Here is a 20,061-nt window from a genome sequence, read left to right as displayed (position 1 = left end):
AACATTATAACAAAGTACATGTATAGAATAAAATTAAACCGCCGTATACGGATCCGTAAGTACGGTGGTGTGAGAGGTCGGATAATCAATTAATGGTTATCCTCCTACTCGATGTGTGCGATTGTGGGATGCACGGAATGAATAACGTTAAGCGCTGATAAAAGTGATGAACCGCTGAATCCCATCTCCATTTTGTAAAAAGAATTTTGACCTAGGCGTGTTGGTATAATATAATTAGACTGTTAATGAAAAAGAGGTGACGGTATGTTAGAACGCTTACAATCATTGGAAGATCGTTATAACAAGCTAAACGAATTGCTTAGTGACCCGGACGTTATTAGTGATGTAAATAAATTACGAGAATATTCAAAGGAACAGTCTGATCTGGAAGATGTTGTTCAGGCTTATCGTGCGTATAAAAATGTAACGAATGAATTAAAAGATGCGAAAATGATGCTTGAGGATGACTTGGATGATGAGATGACCGAAATGGTTAAAATGGAAATTTCGGACTTATCAAGCCGCAGTGAAGAGCTTGAAGAGGAAATGAAAGTGCTCTTGCTTCCAAAAGATCCAAATGATGATAAAAACGTGATCATGGAAGTCCGCGGTGCTGCAGGTGGAGATGAAGCAGCATTATTTGCTGGAGACTTATACCGGATGTACTCCCGTTATGCAGAAAACCATGGCTGGAAAATCGAGGTAATTGAGGCGCATTCAACGGGTGTTGGCGGATATAAGGAAATTATTTTTATGATTAATGGAACGGGCGCATATTCCCAGCTGAAATATGAAAATGGTGCACACCGCGTGCAGCGTGTTCCTGAAACGGAATCCGGCGGAAGAGTCCATACATCAACAGCGACAGTAGCTGTTTTGCCTGAAGCAGAAGAGGTAGAGATTGATGTAAATGAAAATGACATCCGTGTAGATACATTTGCTTCCAGTGGTCCTGGCGGGCAAAGTGTGAATACAACGATGTCAGCTGTACGTCTTACGCATGAACCAACAGGGATTATCGTTTCATGTCAAGATGAAAAATCGCAAATTAAAAATAAAGAAAAAGCGATGAAGGTACTACGTGCGCGAATTTATGATAAATTCCAGCAGGAAGCACAAGCTGAATATGATGAAACCAGGAAATCCGCAGTAGGTACTGGAGATCGCTCTGAACGAATACGTACGTATAATTTTCCACAAAACCGTGTGACGGATCACCGAATTGGTTTAACAATTCAAAAGCTGGACCAAATTTTAGAAGGTAAGCTTGAAGCGTTTATTGATGCACTGCTTGTTGAAGAACAAACAAAAAAATTAGAGCAAATTGGAGAATAACTATATGAAAGCATCTACACAATTTGAAGTCCTGAAATGGGCTTCTCTTTTTTTAAAAGAACACCATCGTGAACCGAAAATTGCTGAGCTTCTGCTGCAACACCATATGCAGGTAAGTCGATCCAATTTTTATGCAACGATGCGCGAACCGGTACCACCAGTTATTATTCAAAAATTTAAGGCAGATATTCAAAAACATGCGCGTACCGGAGTTCCGATTCAACATCTAACTGGTTATGAAAGCTTTTACGGACATCATTTCCACGTAAATGAGCATGTGCTTATTCCCCGCCCCGAAACGGAAGAAATGGTCCAGCATACAATCCATGTAGCTAAGCAGCATTTCGCTCCTAACCATATAACCATCGTTGATATCGGAACTGGCAGCGGAGCGATTGCTTGCATCCTTGCTTTGGAATTACCAAGTGCTACGGTGTATGCTACGGATATATCGATTGAGGCGTTAACGGTAGCACAAACAAATGCAGAAAAACTGCAGGCAGAAGTGACTTTTTTGCACGGGGATTTTCTAGAGCCTATTTTAAGTAAGCACATTCATGCAGACATCATCGTTTCCAATCCGCCATACATTGCTAAAACAGAGGAAGTTCGTTTAACAGATACAGTAAAAAACTTTGATCCATCACTGGCTTTATTTGCAGATGAAGAAGGTTTAGCTGCTTACAGGCAAATCATAAACAACTTGCCGAAAGTAATAAAAAAAGATAGTACAGTAGTATTTGAAATTGGCTATGATCAGGGGGAAGTTGTCACATCACTTCTAAGAGCCGTCTTCCCTTATGTGCAAGCAGAAATCATCCAGGATATTAACGGGAAAGACCGCATTGTTTCAGCAAAATTGTCTGGATAACGCTTAAAAGAGAGGCCCTTCCTTTAAAATAAAATAAATTACTAGAATACTAGTTTAAAATCATGAAAACCCGACCATACTGACAAATAGATTAAGGGAAAAGGGGAATCACATGATGAAGAAACTAGTATTTTTTGTAATTATATTTATTATTCTATTTTTCTCAATGCCAATGATCGGAAAAGGGGAGGAAAATATACAGCAGGATGATTATCAGGTGATCCCTGATGAAGCAATTCGGCTTCGAATTTTGGCAAACAGCGATAGTGAAGCGGATCAAGCGTTAAAACGCGAGGTCCGAGATCGAGTCAACGAGGAAATCAGTAAATGGGTAGAGGATATTACGGATATTGATGAAGCACGTGAACGAATACAATCTAGAGTTCCTGAAATAGAAGCAATTGTAGCAGATGTTCTTGCTGATGAAAAGAAGGGTGAAAACTTTCAAGTGGAATATAGAAAAAATGTTACATTTCCCATGAAGATCTATGGTTCTTATTTATATCCAGCAGGGGAGTATGAAGCAGTATTAATCACATTAGGTAAAGGAGAAGGTGCAAATTGGTGGTGTGTTTTGTTTCCTCCATTATGCTTTTTGGATTTCTCCAGTGGAACAAGTGTAGCTGAAGCAAGTACAGACGATATAGAAGAAATAGAAGAGTTGCAAGAAACCGAAGAAGCGGATGTGGAAGTAAAATTTTTTCTATTTGAATGGTTTCGTTAGTCATAGTTTTTTTACTAGAGCATAGAATGGTAGAAATACAAGTGGAAAGCTAATTTATTATGAATGGGGATGATCACGATGAATTTAATTCGAGCAAGTCAGGCCTCCAAAAAACATGTAGAACACTTTGCAGACACGAACGATGGTATCGATAAAGAAAGTTTATATCAAGCTGGATATGTCGCTGTAGTGGATGAGAAAATTGAAGGGTGTTTTATTTTAGACCCTGTTGAGGAAGGGTTTTACTGGCTGAAGCAGCTCTATATTACGAGGGACAGAGCAAATCAATTACCCTTTTTACTGGAAGCAATTTTAACATTAGCAAAAGAACAGCAAGCAAAAGGGGTTTATGTGCACAGCCATCAACCTACTGTTGACATTATATTGGAAGCGTTGCAATTTCATCCGCAAAATGAAAACGCCCTTGTGGATAAGTATCCCGTAAATCAAGGAAACTGGTGGTCTTACCGGGTTTCTTCATAACATATGCACATTATCCACATGCGTCTGTGCATAACTTGTTAAAATCCTGTTAGTAAATAAACATATTTGGGGATATTGTGTAAAAGTGGTATTCTAAATCGTGATTATAAAAGGAAAAACATGCAAAAATCTGTGGATAACTCTACTGGTCTTTGCATGTTTTTCTTGTTATATGAGTAATTGTCGATTAAACTAGGTACAAGAAATGAGGGACCACGGATGAAGACAAACTATTGGAAGATAAATAATCATACATCAGCGAATGAACAGATATTGAAAGAGGCAGCAGCGCTTTTAAGCAAAGGCTCAATCGTTGCTTTTCCAACGGAAACAGTTTACGGGTTAGGGGCAGATGCGACAAGTGAAGAGGCTGTTTCAAAAATATTTCAGGCAAAAGGGCGGCCACAGGATAATCCTTTAATTGCTCATGTTGCAAGTCAGCAACAATTAAAGCAATTAGTGAGTGAACTTCCGCCGTTTGCTAAGCAATTAATGGACGTATTTTCCCCTGGGCCGTTAACCTATATTTTACCAAGTAATGGGACATGTGCAGCAAATGTGACAGCAGGGCTTTCTACGATTGCAGTACGGATACCGGACCATCCGGTAGCACAGCATTTATTAGGAAACTGCAATATTCCAATTGCAGCACCAAGTGCTAATTTATCTGGAAAGCCGAGCCCTACAACGGCTGACCATGTATGGGCTGATTTAAACGGAAAAATAGCCGGAATTATTGACGGAGGGCCAACTGGTGTTGGTGTTGAATCAACCGTTATTGATTGTACACAGGAGATTCCTATTATTCTCAGGCCAGGTGGGGTTACAAAGGAACAGATAAAAGATGTGGCGGGATCAGTGATGATGGATCCAGCTCTGGCTGGGGCAAAGGAGAAGGGACAACCAAAATCGCCAGGGATGAAATATAAACATTATGCTCCTGAGGTTCCGCTATGGCTGGTTGAGGGTGGCCCTGAAGCTATTCAGGCAATTGTCCGTCAAGAGCAACAGCACTCAAAGCAAATTGGTGTCCTGGCAGGTTCGCAAACAGCAAAGTTGATTACAGCAGATCAAGTGATTGCTCTTGGCGAAAATGCAGAAGAAGTTGCAATCCATTTATATGACGGCTTGCGTACCTTTAAAGATGGAGATGTTGATCTTATTTTATGTGAGGTTTTCTCTGAAGTGGGAATTGGCCAAGCGATTATGAATCGGCTAAAAAAAGCAGCTACAACCTATATAGGCAAATAATAATATACCTTTCATGGATCGCTGCCATATCATAATCCAAATCGGACAGGCATAAAATGAAATAGCATGACCGAGGAGGATGGAGATGGCAGAAGATCATGTAAGTGAAGTTGTCCCACTAGTAATTATGGCTATTGGACTTGGAATGGATGCATTTTCGGTCAGTTTAGGCATTGGAATGCAGTGGCTTCGTCTGAAACGAATCGCATGGATTGGGATTATTATTGGAATATTTCATGTAATCATGCCTTTTATAGGAATTGCTCTGGGCCAAGTGGTTTCCAATCAGATTGGTCATTATACACAATTTGTGGGTGGCCTTCTTCTGGCAGGAATTGGAGCGCAAATGTTTTTCTTTGCTTTTAACCATGAGGTGAAAAAAATTTCCCAACCGGTTGGTGCGGGTTTGATTTTTTTGGCTTTTACCGTAAGTATTGATAGCTTTTCAGTCGGTTTGAGCTTGGGTATCTCTGGCGTTAAAACAGCACTGACGTTATTTTTATTTGGCTCCATTAGCACCATCTTAACCTGGCTTGGTATGATGCTCGGAAGGAAGGTGAAAGGTGTACTAGGTGCTTATAGTGAACTTTTAGGCGGAAGTATCCTTTTTTCCTTTGGAATCTATCTTTTATTTGGTTAAATTTGAATAGATGATCAGGGAAGTTTTTTATTTTTTATAAAAAACTTCCCTTTTTTGGTTCTGACAATATACCTGTTATGTGGTATATTATGAGCAGAGGATTTAATACGGAGGGCCGAGAATGAAAATATTGTTTGTTTGTACGGGGAATACATGTCGAAGTCCGATGGCTGAGGCCTTAGTAAGGAAAAAGATGCCTGAAGCAGAGGTAAGGTCAGCCGGTATTTTTGCTGGGAACGACGGAAAGGCTAATCCGAAAGCAATAGCTTCTTTAAAGGATCATAACATTGATTTAGATCACCATTCTCATCCTGTGACACATAAGCTACTGAACTGGGCTGATCTGGTATTAACGATGACAACTGGACACAAGCAATCATTAATTCTCCAGCATCCAAATTTTCAGGATAAATATTTTACGCTAAAGGAATATGTTTCTGAAACGGATAAAAAAATATGGAATGAACTGAAACAGGCTTATGCAACCTATGAGGAAAAGCGGTCCAATTATATTCAGGAAAATCACCTTAAACTTGATAATTCCCAGCTTGATGCTAAACTTTCTGATTATTTAAAAGACGACTTGCAAAAAATTCAGCAATTAGAAGCGAATCTCATCAATTATGATGTGTCCGATCCGTTTGGGGGTAGCTTGAAAGATTATCAAGAGACGTTGGCGGAGCTTGATCGACATATCGAACGATTAATTAAAAAACTAAAATAAGTAGCCCAAGTTAAATGAGGAAGTATAGACAAACGATAGATTCCAACACAAGGAGCGATAAACATGAAAGTGATATTAACAGCGGACCATGCAGGCATGACAATTCGCAATGAAGTGAAAAAATTATTAGAGGAAAAAGGAATCGAGTATGAAGATGCAGGCTGTGACTGTGAAACATCCGTTGACTATCCCGACTATGCACTTCCAGCTGCAGAGCGTGTAGCTAAGGGAGAGTTTGACCGCGGTATATTTATTTGTGGTACAGGAATTGGAATGGCCATTACAGCAAATAAAGTACACGGGATTCGTTGTGCTTTAACACATGATGTCTATAGTGCAAAATTAACGCGGCAGCATAACGACTCCAATGTATTAGCAATGGGAGAGCGTGTCATCGGACCAGGCTTGGCACGGGAAATTGCAGAAACTTGGCTTGAGACAGAATTTGACGGTGGACGTCATGAAAGACGAATCGGAAAAATTACATCGTATGAAGGGGAATGAAATTCTGAACTTTAGTGGGGAGTGATTTCATGACAGATCTAAACCAGCAAGTAAAGGAAGATATGGATGCACTAACAGCGCAGTGGCTGCAGCATAATGATTTAAAAGCAGGAGATCTGGTTGTTGTTGGATGTTCAACAAGTGAAGTAATGGGAGAGCAAATCGGAACAGCTGGAAGTGAAGAAATAGCTGCTTCCATTTTTGAGTTTTTGCAGGATTTGAAAAAGCAAACAGGGGTACACTTCGCATTCCAATGCTGCGAACATTTGAATCGGGCGCTCGTGGTGGAAAGAGAAGCGATGAAAATAAACCAGTTAGAGGAAGTTACAGTTATTCCAGTTCCTAGTGCAGGTGGATCGATGGCATCTTATGCCTATAAAAAGATGAATAACCCGGTAGTAGTAGAGTCCGTTAAAGCAACAGCCGGCATCGACATTGGTGAAACAATGATTGGCATGCACTTAAAGCATGTAGCTGTACCATTTCGCTTCCAGCAGCGCTTTATTGGCAATGCTCGTGTCAACGGAGCAAAAACGCGGCCAAAATTAATTGGCGGAGAGCGAGCGACATATGAACGAAAAGAAGTTTATTCATAGCAAATAAACCAGCAGAGGTATCGTTTGTGCGCTAGTAGTTTTTTCTATCACAAAATGATATCCTCTAACATCCATCTTAACGTTTTATCAAAAAATTTTATATACATAATCAGGAGGTTTTACTCATGGAACACGTTAAACAAGCAGACAATGAATTATATGAAGCAATACAGGCGGAAAAAAAGCGTCAACAGGAAAAAATTGAATTGATCGCCTCTGAAAACTTTGTATCTGAAGCAGTAATGGAGGCAATGGGTTCTGTATTAACGAATAAGTATGCAGAAGGCTATCCAGGCAAAAGATATTATGGCGGGTGTGAGCATGTTGATGTGGCAGAGAATTTAGCGCGTGATCGTGCCAAAGAGCTTTTTGGTGCTGATCATGTAAACGTACAGCCGCATTCCGGTGCACAAGCGAATATGGCAGTGTATATGACTGTGTTGGAGCCAGGAGATACGGTTCTTGGGATGAACCTTAACCATGGCGGCCATTTAACACATGGAAGCCCGGTCAACTTTAGTGGATCACTCTATCATTTTGTTGATTATGGAGTGGAAAAAGAAACCGAACAACTTGACTATGATGCGGTACTTGCGAAGGCAAAAGAAGCAAAGCCAAAACTTATTGTGGCAGGTGCGAGTGCATACTCTCGTGAACTTGACTTTGCTAAATTCCGTGAAATTGCAGACGCTGTTGGAGCGTATTTATTGGTAGATATGGCCCATATTGCTGGACTGGTTGCAACAGGATTGCATCAAAGCCCGGTACCATACGCTGATTTTGTAACAACAACGACACATAAAACATTGCGCGGTCCGCGTGGTGGAATGATTTTATGTAAAGAAGCATATGCGAAAAAGATTGATAAGTCTGTGTTCCCTGGCATGCAAGGGGGTCCTTTAATGCATGTGATCGCTGCAAAGGCAACATCCTTTAAAGAAGCATTATCCGATGATTTTAAAACGTATACGAAGCAAATCATTCAAAATGCGAAAGTTTTAGGTGAAAAGCTTGTTGAAGGCGGAATTCGCATTGTCTCAGGCGGTACGGATAATCACCTACTGCTTTTAGATGTGAGTGCACTTGGTTTAACAGGTAAAGTAGCTGAAAAAGTACTGGATGATATTGGCATTACCACCAATAAAAACACAATTCCTTTTGATACAGAAAGTCCATTTATTACAAGCGGCGTTCGTATCGGAACTGCTGCAGTTACTTCCCGTGGATTCGGTGAGGGTGAAATGAAGGAGATCGCTGATATTATTTCACTTACACTAAAAAATCATGAAGATGAAGCAGTCTTAAGGGAGTCTGCAGAACGTGTGCGAGCATTGACAAGCAAATCACCATTGTATGCTTAATTGGAAGATCCAGCCCGTTAGCAGGGGAATTAATGAGGGAAGGATCCCGTTTGGGGTGTAAATAAGAAAAAACCAAGCAAGTCACATAAGATGTAGCATGAAAATGCTTAAGTAAAATAGCAGGATAAATTTGTAAAAAAATTTTCCTGCTATTTTTTGGTGTGTCTAGGCGATGCGTGTCGAATCCTGGTCGATTAGCAAGAAAAAGGTCCTTCACTTGATTATTTCAATACATAAATAGAGCTAGAATGTACCATTGAAGTGAGGGATTCTTTTTGCTTGTGAAAAAATTTTGAATCAGACAACTTTTTGACAATGTTCGCGCGAAACTTGAAAGGAACCTTTTTTTTCTGTACAATCTTAGGGATGTTATTAATCTGAAGGAGTGAGCAGCAAATGGGAAAAGTTTTCGTACTAGATCATCCATTAATTCAACATAAAATTACGTACATACGAGATAAAAACACGGGGACGAAGGAATTTCGTGAACTTGTGGACGAAGTAGCTATGTTAATGGCCTTTGAAATCACCCGGAACCTCCCGCTACAGGAAAAGACAATCGAAACTCCAGTAATGGAAGCAAAGGCACAAGTATTAGCAGGTAAGAAAATTGGCTTAATCCCAATTCTCCGTGCCGGTTTAGGGATGGTCGATGGGATGTTAAACTTACTTCCAGCTGCGCGTGTCGGACATGTTGGCTTGTACCGTGATCCTGAATCCTTGCAACCAGTAGAATATTATATTAAATTACCATCAGATATATCAGAGCGTGAATTGATTGTGTTAGATCCAATGCTAGCAACAGGTGGGTCTGCAAATGACGCGATCTATTCGTTAAAAAAACGCGGAGCAAAACATATTCGCTTAATGTGCTTGATTGCTGCTCCTGAGGGCGTAGAGCTCGTGAAAGAAAACCATCCTGATGTGGATATCTACCTAGGTGCACTAGATGAAAAGCTAGATGAAAAAGGATATATCATACCGGGTCTTGGAGATGCAGGAGACCGTTTATTCGGCACAAAATAAAAGATATAAGAAGGATTCAGCTCAAAAATGGGCTGGATCTTTTTTGTTTGCGAAACGACGGGGTGTGGATCGTTGAAAACGAGAGATATATCAACCGGACCGGTGGAGATATCAACTGGATAGAAGATATATCGACCGGACCGGTGGAGGCATCAACCGGATAGAAGATATATCGACCGGACCGGAGGAGATATCAACGGGATAGAAGAAGTATCGACCGGACCGGTGGAGGCATCAACCGGATAGAAGATATATCGACTGGACCGGTGGAGGCATCAACTGGATAGAAGATATATCGACCGGACCGGAGGAGATATCAACCGGATAGAAGATATATCGACCGGACCGGTGGAGATATCAACCGGATAGAAGATATATCGACCGGACCGGAGGAGATATCAACCGGATAGAAGAAGTATCGACCGGACCGGTGGAGATATCAACCGGATAGAAGAAGTATCGACTGGACCGGAGGAGATATCAACCGGATAGAAGATATATCGACCGGACCGGTGGAGAAGCGTGAGTCATTTGGTGTGAGCAAAAACATTCGAATTTTATCATTTCCGTGCATGTTTTTCCTGTTTTTTCAAAGGATAAAAAGAAAAAGGAGTCTTACCTGATGCGGTACCTTATCTTTCTTTTAGCTTCCATTTTTGTGTTCACTTCCTGGCCAGCATATGCATATTCATTTGATAACGATCTGCCCCCGATTGATGTTGAAATAAAGGAGGATCCTCATAAGAAACATGATCAGGATAAAGAGGATGAGAAAGTATCGATTATTGTTGAAGTGAAAGGGGATCCAAAAAAACACAAAAAATATCTTGAAATTCACCATCCTTTTGTAGAAGTAGTAGCTACATATGACAAATTATTTCATGGGCTCGCATTAAAAGCGAAGCCTGAACGATTGGAAAAAATGAAATCACTGGAATTTATTAAAGCGATCCATCCAGTTCGCACGTATGAGGCAGTTGCCCAGTCTCCAGTGAAAAAGGATAAAAATCCAAATGCAGTTATACCATCGCAGATAAATACAACAAACTACACCGGGAAAGGGGTTAAAGTCGGAGTTGTTGATACGGGAATTGATTATGAGCATCCAGACTTGAAATCAAATTATTCAGGTGGATATGATCTGGTTGATCTTGATAAGGATCCGATGGAGACTGAGGAAGATGAGGGAATGCCTACGTTGCATGGAACACATGTGGCAGGTATTATCGCTGCTGATGGGGATTTACAAGGAGTTGCACCTGACGCTGAAATTTATGCGTACCGTGCCCTCGGTCCGGGAGGGAGAGGAACTTCTGTACAGGTTATTGCTGCATTGGAACAAGCAGTGGAAGATGGGATGGATGTCGTCAATCTTTCCTTGGGAAATAGTGTGAATGGACCGGATTACCCAACAAGCATCGCTGTTAACCGTGCAGTCGAACATGGCACCTCTGTTGTCACTGCGAATGGGAATGATGGTCCCAAGAAATGGACAGTGGGCTCACCAGCGACTGCCACAAAGGCACTTGCAGTCGGAGCATCAACAAGACCACAGCGTATTCCTTTTTTATATGAACCGAAGGAAGAGAAAGCAATCCCGCTCGTTACGATGATGGGGGCTAAAGATTGGACATTTGAAAAATCACTTCCAATAGTAGACGCTGAAGATCCAAAAGCAAACGTAGCAGGGAAAATTGCAATAATTGAAAGAGGGAAAATTCCTTTTCAGGAGTTGGCAATAGAAATGCAAGAGCAAGGAGCGGAAGCGTTATTAATTGTGAACAATGAAAAAGGAATGTTTCAAGGGGTCATTGAAAACAAAGAAGACATCGAGATCCCCGTTGCATCGATTTCAAAAGAAGATGGAAATTGGCTTAGAAAACAAATGAATGGTAAATCCTTGCACATCGATACAGCCTATCAAGAAACAAAAACAGATATCGCTCTATTTAGCTCGCGAGGTCCGGTCACGATCAACTGGGATATTAAACCAGATATTGTGGCTCCAGGGGCAAATATTTTGAGTACGGTACCCGACGGATATCAGGAATTACAAGGAACAAGTATGGCAGCACCTCATGTTGCTGGAGCGCTAGCATTGATGAAAGAAGCACGTCCAAATTGGTCACATGCGCAGATTGTTGGCGCCTTGAAAACAACAGCTGTACCTATTCAAAATGAAAAGAAACATAATTATGATCCAATTGTTCAAGGGACAGGGGATATACAAGTAGAGCGAGCGATAGCTACAAAAACGATCATTCATGATCCGTTAATATCTTTTGGCAAAATAAAGCCATACAAAGAGACAAACAGCATGAAACTGACAATTGAAAATACGACCAACAAGAAACAAACCTATACCTTTGATATTCCAAAAAAACAAAAAGGATTAACATGGAACCTACCGCAAACATTCACGTTAAATAAAAAGGAAAAAAAGGAAATCCCGATTGAATTAAGTGTCACCTCCCCTGAATTAAAAAAAGGAGTACATCAGGGCTGGATCACCCTTCACCAAAAGGATGAGACGTTTCAACTGCCTTATTTATTTGTAAATGAAACGGCAGATTACCCGAAGGCAATGGGCTTTGAATTGTCGCTTAAAACCTTTTCAGATGACACCTATATTTACCGGCTTTACCTTACAGAGGATGCTAAAAATATAGAAGTTAATTTATATAATCCCGACACATTGATGCATGAACGGACCTTGTTGGAAGAGGAAGATTTATCTAAAGGGATGAATGAAGGGAAGCTTAAGAAAACCAAAGCGAGTAAACCTGGGCGCTATCTCGCGTTAATCACCGTACAGTTAGAGGACGGGACCTATGAATCGCAAGCGGTAGAGTTATTTATCGAATAAAGGCCGAACTCCGTTTACGATTCCTGGGTGATTCAGCGAACAATCAGTGGGAGGAAAGAAACCTGCTGATTGTTCGCTCCTCCTTTACGAAAGTCAGGGAAAATTTACATATAAAGTTCACAAAAATGTCACCCATTCGTCTTATTCTTTTTTGTATAATATGGGAGATGATGATTTGAAAAGGGAAGAAATAATTCATCGTCTTTTCGACATAAAATTCCATACAATGATTGTGTTACTAAATTCTTCTTTCCCGCACGAACCATTGACATTAAGATATGGTTATTGTAAACTGTTTGAGGGCAGGATGATAAGGGTTTCATTATAATGCAATTTTTGTGCTTTTTCTCAAAAAGATGACATAGTGGGATTTTTTGCAACATACATAGTGACATACTCGAATCGCTGTAATGAGATACCTTTTATAATGAAAGACCTATATGAAACTGCTTCATTCAAACAGCATTCGAAAGCTCACTGGAAAAGAGTAATATCATGGGACAATATGAGATGATGATGGCCCGTCAGCGGAAGTGGATGTTTTATCTGCTTGCAGTGTTAGTAATGGGAGCAGGATTTACACCATATGTACGCATTTTTTTAGGGCTATTACTGGGAAGTGTCATAAGTTTTTACAACTTATATCTCTTACAAAAGAAAATAAATGATTTCGCAGAAGCTGTCGCAAAGAAAGCATCTGCAAAAGGTCTAGGGACCATTTCACGATTTGCAGCAGCAGCAGTAGCGATTATCATTGCCCTTCGTTTTGAGGAATATTTCAGCATCATTGCTGTGATCATTGGTTTAATGACTTCCTATCTTGTCATTATGATAGATTTTTTTGTGTTTAGGAATAAACAATAATGCATGAAAAGGGGTGAATAATGTGGATCATGGAGCACCGATCGTTGAGGATGTACTTGGAATATCCTGGCTTGATTTTAATTTATCAAACGTCCTCATGATTATTGTCACATCATTAATTGTCTTCATTTTATGTGTGTTGGGCGCACGGAATTTGCAAATGAAACCAAAAGGTGCCCAGAATTTTATGGAGTGGATCCTTGATTTTATAAAAGGGATCATTAATGACACCATGGATTGGAAAACCGGAAAGATCTTTCTGCCATTAGCATTAACACTTTTTACATATATTCTCGTGGGAAATATGCTTGGTGTTATTACAAATGGTGTTGTGGGCGGAGATGTATGGTGGAAATCACCTACAGCAGACCCTGGAATCACACTTACGCTTGCAGTAATGGTTATTGTGCTGTCACACTTCTATGGAATTAAACTTCGTGGCGGAAAAGAATATGTAAAAGATTATTTCAGGCCATTACCTTTTCTATTTCCAATTAAAATTGTCGAAGAATTTGCAAACACGTTAACATTAGGTTTGCGTCTATTTGGTAACTTATACGCTGGTGAGGTATTACTATCCTTATTGGTAGGTTTAACAACTTCTGGAGTACTCAGCTTTATAGGCGGAGCGATTCCGTTCTTAGCTTGGCAAGGATTTAGTGTATTCATCGGGGGAATCCAGGCATTTATCTTTACAATGCTGTCAATGGTTTATATTTCTCACAAAGCAAGTGACGAACATTAGAATGATTAATTAACCCGTTTTAATAAAAACTATTAAAGCAGGAAATTATTTTAAAAATTATAACTATATTGAGGAGGATTTATATTATGGGAGCTTTAGCAGCTGCAATTGCAGTAGGATTAGGTGCATTAGGTGCTGGTGTTGGTAACGGATTAATCGTAAGTCGTACAGTTGAGGGGATTGCTCGTCAGCCAGAATTAAGAGGTCAACTACAAACTACGATGTTTATTGGTGTTGGTTTGGTTGAGGCAATGCCGATTATCGCGGTAGTTATCGCATTAATTGTTATGTAACTGAATAAAAAGCAGAATGGCGAAGGCTATCTTCAAGTAGAAACTTCGCCCTTGTTTATGCCCTAGGTTAATTTGTAACAAATGAGTTAAAAATTAATAGAGAAATAGGATTCATTTTTTGGATGGAAGGAGTGAACGATGTGCAAACATTCACCGGATTTTCAACAGTTTATGCATCAATCGGTGGCCTTTATGTAGGAGACATGCTCGTACAGCTATTCTTTTTCCTTGTACTACTCCTTTTAGTGCGTAAATTCGCATGGGGCCCTGTGATGAATATGATGAAGAAACGTGAAGACTATGTGGTAAGTGAGATCGAAGCAGCAGAAAAAAGCCGCAAGGAAGCTGAAGTTGCTTCAAAAGAAGCCCAGGAGCGTTTGAAACAAACGAAACAAGAAGCTCAAAAGATAATTGAAGATGCTAAAAGTTCTGGTGTCAGACAGGAAGAAGAAATTATCATTGCTGCTCGTCAGGAAGCAGATCGAATTAAAGAAGCAGCACAGGCCGATATTCAAAATGAAAAAGAAAAAGCGTTACAAGCATTACAAGATAAAGTTGCCTCACTATCTGTTCTTATTGCCAGCAAAGTGATTGAAAAAGAAATTAGTGCACAAGATCAGGAAAACTTGATCAATGAATACATTAAAGAGGTAGGAGAAGAGCGATGAGTGATGCAGTAGTTGCTAAACGTTATGCAGAAGCTCTTTTTCAACTAGGTAAAGAAAAGGCAAATTTAGATCAATTAGTTGAGGAACTACAAGTAGTTCGTGAAGTATTTCAAACAAACCAGAAGCTATATACATTCTTGGAACATCCACGTATTAGCATCGTAACAAAGAAGCAATTCCTTGATGAAGCATTTAAAGGGTTGGGACAAGATGTCGTCAATACAATTAAATTATTGGTTGAACGTCATCGATCTGTACTCACACCTTCCATTATTTCTCATTTTATGCAAATGGTGAATGATGCAAAAGGAATAAATGAAGCGGTTGTTTACTCTGTCAAGGCATTATCCGATGCCGAGAAAGAACAACTTGAAAAAAGCTTAGCAAAACGTTTGAATACAAAGTCTGTGAAACTTGAAAATAAAGTAGACCCTTCAGTGGTCGGCGGACTTAAAATACGTATTGGAAATACAATACTTGATGGTACCATCAATGGAAAACTACGACGCATAAAGCGTGATATTATAACAGCAAACAGATGATGATAGGGGTGAAATGGTATGAGCATCAAAGCTGAAGAAATCAGTTCACTGATTAAACAGCAAATAGAAAATTTCGATTCAGATATTGAAGTCAGCGATGTCGGAACAGTTATTGAAATTGGTGACGGGATTGCACGTGCTCATGGTCTTGATAATGTCATGGCTGGTGAGCTTGTTGAATTTGCGAACGGTGTTATGGGCTTAGCACAGAACCTTGAAGAAAGCAACGTAGGTATCGTTATACTAGGACCTTACACGGAGATAAAAGAAGGCGATGAAGTTCGTCGTACAGGCCGTATTATGCAAGTACCAGTAGGAGAGGAATTACTTGGACGCGTTGTTAACCCGCTAGGTCAACCAATTGACGGGAAAGGACCAGTTAATACAACGAAAACTCGTCCAATTGAATCAGATGCTCCAGGAGTAATGGATCGTAAATCAGTTGATGAGCCATTACAAACAGGTATTAAAGCGATCGACGCACTTGTTCCAATTGGGCGTGGACAGCGTGAACTTATTATCGGAGACCGTCAAACAGGTAAAACAACGGTTGCGGTTGATACCATTATTAACCAAAAAGATCAAGATATGATTTGTATCTATGTAGCAATTGGACAGAAAGACTCTACTGTAAGAAGTACAGTTGAAACGTTCCGACGTTATGGTGCACTAGATAATACAATTGTAGTATCTGCAGGTGCATCTGAACCAGCTCCACTGCTATACCTAGCACCATATGCTGGTGTATCGATGGGTGAAGAATTTATGTACAATGGCAAGCATGTGCTTGTTGTATATGATGACTTATCCAAGCAGGCAGTAGCTTATCGTGAACTTTCTCTGTTATTACGCCGCCCGCCTGGTCGTGAGGCATTTCCAGGTGATGTTTTCTACCTGCACTCACGTCTATTAGAGCGCGCAGCGAAGTTAAATGATGATTTAGGAGGCGGGTCTCTGACCGCACTTCCGTTTGTTGAAACACAAGCAGGAGATATTTCAGCTTATATTCCAACAAACGTTATATCCATCACGGATGGACAAATCTTCTTGCAATCAGATCTATTTTTCTCAGGTGTACGTCCTGCGATCAACGCTGGATTATCCGTATCACGTGTTGGTGGTTCGGCACAAATTAAAGCGATGAAGAAAGTGGCAGGTACATTGCGTCTGGACCTAGCATCATTCCGTGAGTTGGAAGCATTTGCTCAGTTTGGGTCTGATTTGGATAAATCAACACAGGCAAAACTGAACCGTGGTGAGCGTACAGTTGAGGTACTAAAACAAGGCTTGCATAAACCATTAGTAGTAGAGAAGCAAGTAATGATCATCTATGCGCTTACGAAAGGTCATTTAGACGATATCCCTGTTGAGGATATTACACGATTTGAAGAGGAATTCCATGTATGGCTAGATGAAAATCGTAAAGATCTGCTCGCTTCTATCCGCGATACTGGACAACTTCCAGAAGCAGAATTAATGGACGGCGCAGTAACTGAATTTAAAAAGGTATTCTTACCTTCTGAAAAATAAGTAGCACAACGATTATTAGGAGAGATGTATGCACACATAGACAAAAAGAAGGCGACTTCATTTTGTCTGTGTACTTCTCATCATGACACGATATACTTGAATGTGAAAAAAGATTAGGAAACAGGCAACCTTTTATAAGAAAGGGTGGTGAAAAGCTTGGCATCACTTAGAGATATTAAAGGTCGTATTGAATCGACTGAGAAAACAAAGAAAATCACAAAAGCAATGGAGATGGTTTCTGCTTCCAAAATGGGAAGAGCGGAACAAAATGCAAAAGGCTTTGTTCCATACAGTGAAAAATTAAAGGAAGTAGTATCGAGTATTGCGCAAAGTAATACAGATGTTTCTCATCCGATGTTACAAAAACGAGATGTGAAAAAGACCGGATACTTTGTCATTACTTCTGACCGTGGACTAGCTGGTGCATATAATGGAAATGTTTTAAGACATTTTCATCAGACCATTCAGAAACGACATCAATCTGCAGATGAATATACCGTTATTGTTGTTGGAAGGGTCGGCTATGAATTTTGTAAGAAGCGAAATCTGCCGATCGCAAAAAGCATATTAGGCGTGGCTGATCAACCAGATTTTGCTGATATTAAAGAACTGGCTTCAGAAACAGTACAGATGTACAGTGATGAAGAAATAGATGAGCTTTATATCTTTTATAATCATTATGTTAGTGCCATTTCTCAAAAAGTGACAACAACACAGTTATTGCCAATAACAAACATACAGAGCGGGTCAGGAGTAGCTACGCAGTATGAATATGAACCAAACCAAGAACAGATTTTAGAAGTTCTTTTACCACAATATGCTGAAAGCCTTATTTACGGCGCATTGCTTGATGGGAAAGCGAGTGAACACGCAGCAAGGATGACAGCAATGAAGAGTGCATCTGATAATGCAGAAGAACTTATTGATGACTTATCATTGTCTTATAACCGTGCGCGCCAAGCAGCTATCACGCAAGAAATCACAGAAATTATTGGTGGAGTAGCTGCACTTGAATAGCTCCTCCCAAGCAGTTCGAAAGTTAGTTAGGAGGGAAATCAATGAATAAAGGACATATAACCCAAGTCATGGGGCCCGTCGTTGACGTGAAATTTGATGACGATAAGCTTCCTGATATATATAATGCTTTAACTGTCCAAGTTCCTACCAATGAGGAATCCGGGGAAACAGTTAAACTTACATTAGAAGTAGCATTGCACCTTGGGGATCACTCCGTGCGTACTATTGCTATGTCCTCAACAGACGGTGTTAAAAGAGGAATGGAAGTAATTGATACGGAAGGTGCAATTTCAGTACCAGTTGGTGAAATAACTTTAGGTCGTGTATTTAACGTGCTAGGTGACAAAATTGACCTTGACGGAGATCTTCCTGCTGATACACGTAAGGACCCAATCCACCGTGAATCACCAGTATTTGAAGACCTTACAACAGATACAGAAATTTTGGAAACAGGTATTAAAGTTGTTGATTTATTAGCACCTTATATTAAAGGTGGTAAAATTGGTTTATTTGGTGGTGCCGGTGTTGGTAAAACGGTATTAATCCAAGAGCTTATTAATAACATCGCTCAAGAGCACGGCGGTATCTCCGTATTTGCCGGTGTAGGTGAGCGTACACGTGAAGGTAATGACCTTTACTATGAAATGAAAGATTCAGGCGTTATTACAAAAACTGCTATGGTATTTGGACAAATGAACGAGCCTCCTGGTGCACGTATGCGTGTTGCACTTACAGGGCTTACAATGGCTGAATATTTCCGTGATGAACAAGGACAAGACGTGCTGTTCTTTATCGATAACATTTTCCGCTTTACACAGGCAGGTTCTGAGGTTTCGGCACTACTAGGACGAATGCCTTCAGCGGTTGGTTACCAGCCAACACTATCAACAGAAATGGGACAATTGCAAGAACGTATTACGTCCACAAATAAAGGTTCTGTAACGTCCATTCAGGCAATTTATGTTCCTGCGGATGACTACACAGACCCTGCACCAGCAACAACCTTTGCTCACTTGGATGCAACAACAAACCTTGATCGTGGGTTATCTGAACAAGGTATCTATCCAGCGGTGGACCCATTAGCATCCACTTCACGAGCACTTGACCCAGAAGTTGTAGGTGAAGAGCATTATGAAGTTGCTCAAGGTGTGCAACGTACACTACAAAAATATAGAGAACTACAAGATATTATTGCAATCTTAGGGATGGACGAGTTGAGTGATGAGGATAAATTAGTTGTATCCCGTGCACGTCGTATTCAATTCTTCTTATCACAAAACTTCCACGTTGCAGAGCAGTTCACGGGACAAAAAGGTTCGTATGTACCTGTAAGTGAAACTGTAAAAGGATTTAAGGAAATCTTAGACGGAAAACATGATGATCTTCCAGAAGATGCATTCCGCCTTGTAGGACGCATTGAAGAAGTAGTTGAAAAAGCGAAAGGCATGGAATAAATGAAGCATAGGGCATGGCAAAGATGCTATGGCTCACTTCATACCAATCAAAGGAGGGGTTACATTGAAAACACTAACTGTGAGTGTTGTTACTCCTGATGGTCCAGTTTTAGAAGATGACTTTGATATGGTTTGCTGTAAATCAGAAAATGGAGAACTTGGTGTTTTACCAGGTCATATTCCATTAGTTGCACCATTATCAATCAGTGCAGTACGATTAAAACGAGAAAATGACGTGACGCTTTTAGCTGTAAATGGTGGTTTCTTAGAAGTACAACCAGAAAAGATTACCATTCTTGCTCAATCTGCAGAGAAACCATCAGATATCGATGTTGAACGTGCGAAAAAGGCAGAAGAACGAGCAAAACAACGTCTACAGTCTAAACAAGACAACGTTGACTTCCACAGGGCAGAATTAGCACTCAAAAGAGCACTAAATCGTATAAATGTTACGCAATAAAATGAAATAAAAAAGAGGCTGGGACAAAACTCGGCTAAATAGCGAAAAAAGAATTCAGTAGATACTGGATTCTTTTTTGCTTTGGTTTTAAAATGATTAATTATTCT

At 40.2% G+C, this 20,061-nt stretch carries 21 protein-coding genes; all 21 read left to right on the top strand.

Going from position 1 to position 20,061, the window contains the following annotated elements; genetic code table 11:
• Positions 1-264: 264 nt before the first annotated feature.
• The 21 genes from prfA to J2Z81_RS14495 all read left to right on the top strand — a co-directional run bounded on the left by prfA (position 265) and on the right by J2Z81_RS14495 (position 19,954).
• Positions 265-1,335 carry a peptide chain release factor 1 gene (prfA, locus tag J2Z81_RS14595; RefSeq protein WP_029269396.1) on the top strand — a complete coding sequence of 357 codons (1,071 nt, stop codon included), beginning with the start codon at positions 265-267 and terminating at the stop codon, positions 1,333-1,335.
• Positions 1,336-1,339: 4 nt separating this feature from the next.
• The gene (gene prmC / locus J2Z81_RS14590; protein ID WP_226371659.1) at positions 1,340-2,206 is read left to right on the top strand and encodes a peptide chain release factor N(5)-glutamine methyltransferase; all 867 of its coding nucleotides are present in this window, start codon (positions 1,340-1,342) and stop codon (positions 2,204-2,206) included.
• A gap of 115 nt (positions 2,207-2,321) precedes the next feature.
• Positions 2,322-2,930 (top strand): stage II sporulation protein R, encoded by a 609-nt coding sequence (spoIIR, locus tag J2Z81_RS14585; RefSeq protein WP_029269392.1) that lies wholly within the window; start codon positions 2,322-2,324, stop codon positions 2,928-2,930.
• A gap of 78 nt (positions 2,931-3,008) precedes the next feature.
• Positions 3,009-3,413 (top strand): GNAT family N-acetyltransferase, encoded by a 405-nt coding sequence (locus J2Z81_RS14580; protein ID WP_029269390.1) that lies wholly within the window; start codon positions 3,009-3,011, stop codon positions 3,411-3,413.
• Positions 3,414-3,632: 219 nt separating this feature from the next.
• Positions 3,633-4,664 (top strand): L-threonylcarbamoyladenylate synthase, encoded by a 1,032-nt coding sequence (locus J2Z81_RS14575; protein ID WP_029269387.1) that lies wholly within the window; start codon positions 3,633-3,635, stop codon positions 4,662-4,664.
• A gap of 85 nt (positions 4,665-4,749) precedes the next feature.
• Positions 4,750-5,304 carry a manganese efflux pump MntP gene (locus tag J2Z81_RS14570; RefSeq protein ID WP_390337264.1) on the top strand — a complete coding sequence of 185 codons (555 nt, stop codon included), beginning with the start codon at positions 4,750-4,752 and terminating at the stop codon, positions 5,302-5,304.
• Between the two features lie 121 nt (positions 5,305-5,425).
• Complete coding sequence (locus J2Z81_RS14565; RefSeq protein WP_029269383.1) at positions 5,426-6,028, top strand: low molecular weight protein arginine phosphatase; 603 nt, start codon at positions 5,426-5,428, stop codon at positions 6,026-6,028.
• Between the two features lie 63 nt (positions 6,029-6,091).
• A complete protein-coding gene (rpiB, locus tag J2Z81_RS14560; protein ID WP_029269380.1) occupies positions 6,092-6,532 on the top strand; it encodes a ribose 5-phosphate isomerase B in 441 nt (146 codons plus the stop codon).
• 29 nt (positions 6,533-6,561) lie between these two features.
• Complete coding sequence (locus J2Z81_RS14555) at positions 6,562-7,128, top strand: TIGR01440 family protein (protein ID WP_226371658.1); 567 nt, start codon at positions 6,562-6,564, stop codon at positions 7,126-7,128.
• A gap of 125 nt (positions 7,129-7,253) precedes the next feature.
• Positions 7,254-8,489 (top strand): serine hydroxymethyltransferase, encoded by a 1,236-nt coding sequence (locus J2Z81_RS14550; RefSeq protein WP_029269376.1) that lies wholly within the window; start codon positions 7,254-7,256, stop codon positions 8,487-8,489.
• Between the two features lie 396 nt (positions 8,490-8,885).
• Positions 8,886-9,515: a uracil phosphoribosyltransferase gene (gene upp, locus J2Z81_RS14545; RefSeq protein ID WP_029269374.1), complete on the top strand. Its 630-nt coding sequence runs from the start codon at positions 8,886-8,888 to the stop codon at positions 9,513-9,515.
• A gap of 622 nt (positions 9,516-10,137) precedes the next feature.
• A complete protein-coding gene (locus J2Z81_RS16110) occupies positions 10,138-12,381 on the top strand; it encodes a S8 family serine peptidase (protein WP_226371657.1) in 2,244 nt (747 codons plus the stop codon).
• A 495-nt stretch (positions 12,382-12,876) separates the two neighbouring features.
• Entirely contained in the window at positions 12,877-13,245 is a 369-nt protein-coding gene (locus tag J2Z81_RS14535) for an ATP synthase subunit I (protein WP_029269305.1), read from the top strand.
• Between the two features lie 22 nt (positions 13,246-13,267).
• Positions 13,268-13,990 carry a F0F1 ATP synthase subunit A gene (atpB, locus tag J2Z81_RS14530; protein WP_029269303.1) on the top strand — a complete coding sequence of 241 codons (723 nt, stop codon included), beginning with the start codon at positions 13,268-13,270 and terminating at the stop codon, positions 13,988-13,990.
• A gap of 86 nt (positions 13,991-14,076) precedes the next feature.
• Positions 14,077-14,283 carry a F0F1 ATP synthase subunit C gene (gene atpE / locus J2Z81_RS14525; RefSeq protein ID WP_029269301.1) on the top strand — a complete coding sequence of 69 codons (207 nt, stop codon included), beginning with the start codon at positions 14,077-14,079 and terminating at the stop codon, positions 14,281-14,283.
• 140 nt (positions 14,284-14,423) lie between these two features.
• Entirely contained in the window at positions 14,424-14,951 is a 528-nt protein-coding gene (gene atpF / locus J2Z81_RS14520; RefSeq protein WP_029269299.1) for a F0F1 ATP synthase subunit B, read from the top strand.
• The gene (locus tag J2Z81_RS14515) at positions 14,948-15,493 is read left to right on the top strand and encodes a F0F1 ATP synthase subunit delta (RefSeq protein ID WP_029269297.1); all 546 of its coding nucleotides are present in this window, start codon (positions 14,948-14,950) and stop codon (positions 15,491-15,493) included. Before atpF ends, J2Z81_RS14515 begins: the two co-directional genes overlap by 4 nt.
• An 18-nt stretch (positions 15,494-15,511) precedes the next feature.
• On the top strand, positions 15,512-17,023 hold the full coding sequence (gene atpA / locus J2Z81_RS14510) for a F0F1 ATP synthase subunit alpha (RefSeq protein ID WP_029269295.1): 1,512 nt from the start codon (positions 15,512-15,514) through the stop codon (positions 17,021-17,023).
• 156 nt (positions 17,024-17,179) lie between these two features.
• Positions 17,180-18,040 carry an ATP synthase F1 subunit gamma gene (atpG, locus tag J2Z81_RS14505; RefSeq protein ID WP_029269293.1) on the top strand — a complete coding sequence of 287 codons (861 nt, stop codon included), beginning with the start codon at positions 17,180-17,182 and terminating at the stop codon, positions 18,038-18,040.
• A gap of 41 nt (positions 18,041-18,081) precedes the next feature.
• Positions 18,082-19,494, top strand: coding sequence for a F0F1 ATP synthase subunit beta (atpD, locus tag J2Z81_RS14500; protein WP_029269291.1), 1,413 nt, complete (start codon positions 18,082-18,084; stop codon positions 19,492-19,494).
• Between the two features lie 64 nt (positions 19,495-19,558).
• Positions 19,559-19,954: a F0F1 ATP synthase subunit epsilon gene (locus J2Z81_RS14495; RefSeq protein WP_226371656.1), complete on the top strand. Its 396-nt coding sequence runs from the start codon at positions 19,559-19,561 to the stop codon at positions 19,952-19,954.
• Positions 19,955-20,061: the final 107 nt, after the last annotated feature.

Source organism: Virgibacillus alimentarius (genome assembly GCF_017874635.1).
Classification (GTDB): domain Bacteria; phylum Bacillota; class Bacilli; order Bacillales; family Amphibacillaceae; genus Virgibacillus_B; species Virgibacillus_B alimentarius.
Note: the sequence above shows the minus strand (reverse complement) of the source record. Positions and strands in the feature narration are given on the sequence as shown.

Bases quoted from the DNA above. Each gene is read 5' to 3' on its own strand.
- spoIIR (WP_029269392.1), top strand. From the start codon at position 2,322: ATGAAGAAACTAGTATTTTTTGTAATTATATTTATTATTCTATTTTTC.
- atpD (WP_029269291.1), top strand. From the start codon at position 18,082: ATGAATAAAGGACATATAACCCAAGTCATGGGGCCCGTCGTTGACGTG.
- prmC (WP_226371659.1), top strand. From the start codon at position 1,340: ATGAAAGCATCTACACAATTTGAAGTCCTGAAATGGGCTTCTCTTTTT.
- J2Z81_RS14580 (WP_029269390.1), top strand. From the start codon at position 3,009: ATGAATTTAATTCGAGCAAGTCAGGCCTCCAAAAAACATGTAGAACAC.
- J2Z81_RS14555 (WP_226371658.1), top strand. From the start codon at position 6,562: ATGACAGATCTAAACCAGCAAGTAAAGGAAGATATGGATGCACTAACA.
- upp (WP_029269374.1), top strand. From the start codon at position 8,886: ATGGGAAAAGTTTTCGTACTAGATCATCCATTAATTCAACATAAAATT.
- J2Z81_RS16110 (WP_226371657.1), top strand. From the start codon at position 10,138: ATGCGGTACCTTATCTTTCTTTTAGCTTCCATTTTTGTGTTCACTTCC.
- J2Z81_RS14565 (WP_029269383.1), top strand. From the start codon at position 5,426: ATGAAAATATTGTTTGTTTGTACGGGGAATACATGTCGAAGTCCGATG.
- J2Z81_RS14535 (WP_029269305.1), top strand. From the start codon at position 12,877: ATGGGACAATATGAGATGATGATGGCCCGTCAGCGGAAGTGGATGTTT.
- J2Z81_RS14515 (WP_029269297.1), top strand. From the start codon at position 14,948: ATGAGTGATGCAGTAGTTGCTAAACGTTATGCAGAAGCTCTTTTTCAA.
- J2Z81_RS14550 (WP_029269376.1), top strand. From the start codon at position 7,254: ATGGAACACGTTAAACAAGCAGACAATGAATTATATGAAGCAATACAG.
- J2Z81_RS14570 (WP_390337264.1), top strand. From the start codon at position 4,750: ATGGCAGAAGATCATGTAAGTGAAGTTGTCCCACTAGTAATTATGGCT.
- atpA (WP_029269295.1), top strand. From the start codon at position 15,512: ATGAGCATCAAAGCTGAAGAAATCAGTTCACTGATTAAACAGCAAATA.
- prfA (WP_029269396.1), top strand. From the start codon at position 265: ATGTTAGAACGCTTACAATCATTGGAAGATCGTTATAACAAGCTAAAC.
- atpE (WP_029269301.1), top strand. From the start codon at position 14,077: ATGGGAGCTTTAGCAGCTGCAATTGCAGTAGGATTAGGTGCATTAGGT.
- J2Z81_RS14575 (WP_029269387.1), top strand. From the start codon at position 3,633: ATGAAGACAAACTATTGGAAGATAAATAATCATACATCAGCGAATGAA.
- rpiB (WP_029269380.1), top strand. From the start codon at position 6,092: ATGAAAGTGATATTAACAGCGGACCATGCAGGCATGACAATTCGCAAT.